The sequence below is a fragment of the Streptomyces sp. HSW2009 genome, from assembly GCF_040240285.1.
Lineage (GTDB): Bacteria > Actinomycetota > Actinomycetes > Streptomycetales > Streptomycetaceae > Streptomyces.
Window position 1 is genome coordinate 1 of sequence record NZ_JBEHZD010000835.1, and the last position, 2378, is coordinate 2378.

General features: G+C 77.3%; 2 protein-coding genes. Both read right to left on the reverse strand.

The window, feature by feature from the left end:
• Positions 1 to 819: hypothetical protein (locus tag AAHZ94_RS32725; protein ID WP_349997340.1), on the reverse strand; the 819-nt coding region annotated here is incomplete at its 3' end.
• A gap of 971 nt (positions 820 to 1790) precedes the next feature.
• On the reverse strand, positions 1791 to 2099 hold the full coding sequence (locus tag AAHZ94_RS32730; protein WP_349997341.1) for a hypothetical protein: 309 nt from the start codon (positions 2097 to 2099) through the stop codon (positions 1791 to 1793).
• Between the last annotated feature and the right edge of the window lie 279 nt (positions 2100 to 2378).

A 2378-nucleotide genomic window follows, 5' to 3' on the forward strand; every position in this document is an offset into this window, starting at 1 on the left:
CCCCCCCCCCCCCCCCCGGCGCCCGGGGGGGGGGCGGGCCGTTGTTAAAACCCCCCCGCCGCCCCGGGGGCCCGCCCCCCCGCCCGCGCCCGGACCGGGCCGCGCCGCCTCCGCTCCGTCGCGAGCCCCGTCCCGCGCCTCGCGCAGCTCCTGGTCCAGTTCGGCGTCCAACTCCGCGTCCAGGTCCGCATCGCCGAGTGCGTCGCTCAACCAGTCCACCCCGGCCGTCTCGCGCTGCGGAGCGGCGTCTTCGCGCGGGGTGTCTTCCCGCGCGGCGTCCTCACGCTGCGGGTCGGCCTCCTTCTGCGGGGTGGTCGGCTCGCCCCGGCCCTGGTCGATCCGGCCCTGGTCGGCCGGGGCCGGCAACGGCTCGTTGGTGGGCGGTTGCCCCTGGTCGCCCGGCGGACACTCGACCGTGAACGGCTTGCGCCGGTCGGCGCCGCGCTGCCCGGCCGCGCTCCAGGTCAGTTGGTAGCTGCCGCTGGGCAGGGTGTACGGGCCGGTGTGGCCGCGCCCCGCGTCGACGGCGATGGTGCCCTCCAGCCCCGGGAGCGCGCGGGGGTTGGGCCGCGGCAGGATCTGCCAGCTCAGGTCGTGGGAGCCGGGGAGGTCCGCCGCGGCGAGGTAGAACGCGCAGACGGTGCGCTCGTCGCGCGGGTCCTGGACGGGCGTCCGGACGCCGTGCACGCGCACCTCCCCGCCATCGGCCGCGGCGGCGCCGGGCGCGCCGGCCCAGGCGGCGCCGCCGGTGACGAGGGCGGCCACGGCGACCGCTGCCGAGCGGACGCCGGGCCTGCGGAGCGGTACCGAGGCGGACATCGACGACTCCTTCGCATCAGGCTGCTTTTCCTACGATTCATACAAATCAGTCGTTCGCCTGACTACGTGTCACGCCCGCCCCACCGGAAAACCGCCCCCCTCCCCAACGGCCCCCACGAATCCCCCACCCGGCCCAACACCGAACACACCACTCGCGCGCGCAGGGGGCTGTACGGACCCATGGGGCACCGAGGCCCAGCGAGGTCCACGGGGAACCCGACACCAGCGGGGCCGATTTTCGCCGCCGAACACCCGCCTCTGCCGCCCCCTCATCCCGCGCGTCACGCACCGCCGGCCCTGCTCCGTACCCGTACGGGGCAGGGCCGGGCGGCCGAACAGGAGGGGCGAGCCCGGGCGTCGGCATGGGGCTGGCACGGGGGGACGCGTTACGGGCCAGGGGCCGGGCGCGGGGGCACGGCCCACCGGCACCTCGGCTACCTGGGCGACCCGCCAGGCGCGGGCGCGCGCGTGGGCACCCCGCATGCGACCCGGCGACTGGAGCCCAAAGGCTACGTACGCGCGCACGCGCGGGCATGGCCTCCGCGCCTACCTGGCCCACGCGGCCGGCCGGCGCACACACGCGCGGGCGCAGGCATGACTTCCGCGGCTTTCCGGCCCCGCGGCCGGCCGCCGCCTACCCGCATACGCGCACGCGCGGGCATGACTTCCGCGGCTGCCCAACCCGCGCGACCGGCCGCCGCGTACACCCGTACCCGCACACGCGAAGCGTCCCGCCGGCGGCCAAGCCGACCGCCCCGCTCTCGCGCACCCGAGCCCGCACCCGCGAAGCCCCCCATCCGCGCCCGCGAAGCCCCCACCCCTGCTCCCCGGCCCGGGCCAGGAGCCCCGCGCCCGCGCGCAAGGCACCCCACTCACAACTCCGGCCCTGCCGGTGACCGCCTCGCGCGCACACGCACGCGCGAAGCGTCCCACCGGCAGCCGGGCCAGCCGCGCCGATCAGCCGCCACCCCTCACTCCCCCGCAGCGGTCTCCCGGATCAGTGGCTCGAACTCGCGTCGTACGTACGCGTCGTACGGTGCGGTCAGGGCGCCGTCGATGACCCGCCGCACCCGGTGCGCCGCCGCGAACTCCTTCAGCGCCGCGCGGGTCTCCGGGTCCACGGCTCCGCCGATGATCAGCACCCCGAACTCCTCGGCCGCCAGCCGCTCCCTGGCCTCGTCCGGGGTGCTCACCCCCTCCGCGTCGAAGCCGTCCGTGCGCAGCGTGGCCACCACCTCCGTCAGCCTGGCGGGCGACCTTCCCAGTACCAGCGTCCGCATGGTCGTTCCTCCCGGGTACGTCGACGTCTTGCACGATCGAACCTAGAAGCTGAACCTCACTTGAGGTCAACCCCGAACCCGGCCCTGCGGGCACTCGGTCCGCCGCGCCCGGTGGACCCGGCCGCTCAGTCGGCCGGCCGGCGGGGGCCGCCGCCGCACGGCGCCTGCGGCGGGGCGCCGTCGGACCGCTCCGGCCGGCTGCCGGGCACCACACCGGTCGTACCGGCCCCGCCGGTCGTACCGGCCCCGCCGGTCGTACCGGCCGCACCGGTCCCCGCC

What these genes read in the sequence shown, in the direction of transcription:
- AAHZ94_RS32730 (WP_349997341.1), bottom strand. Translation starts at nt 2,099, where the DNA reads ATGCGGACGCTGGTACTGGGAAGGTCGCCCGCCAGGCTGACGGAGGTG.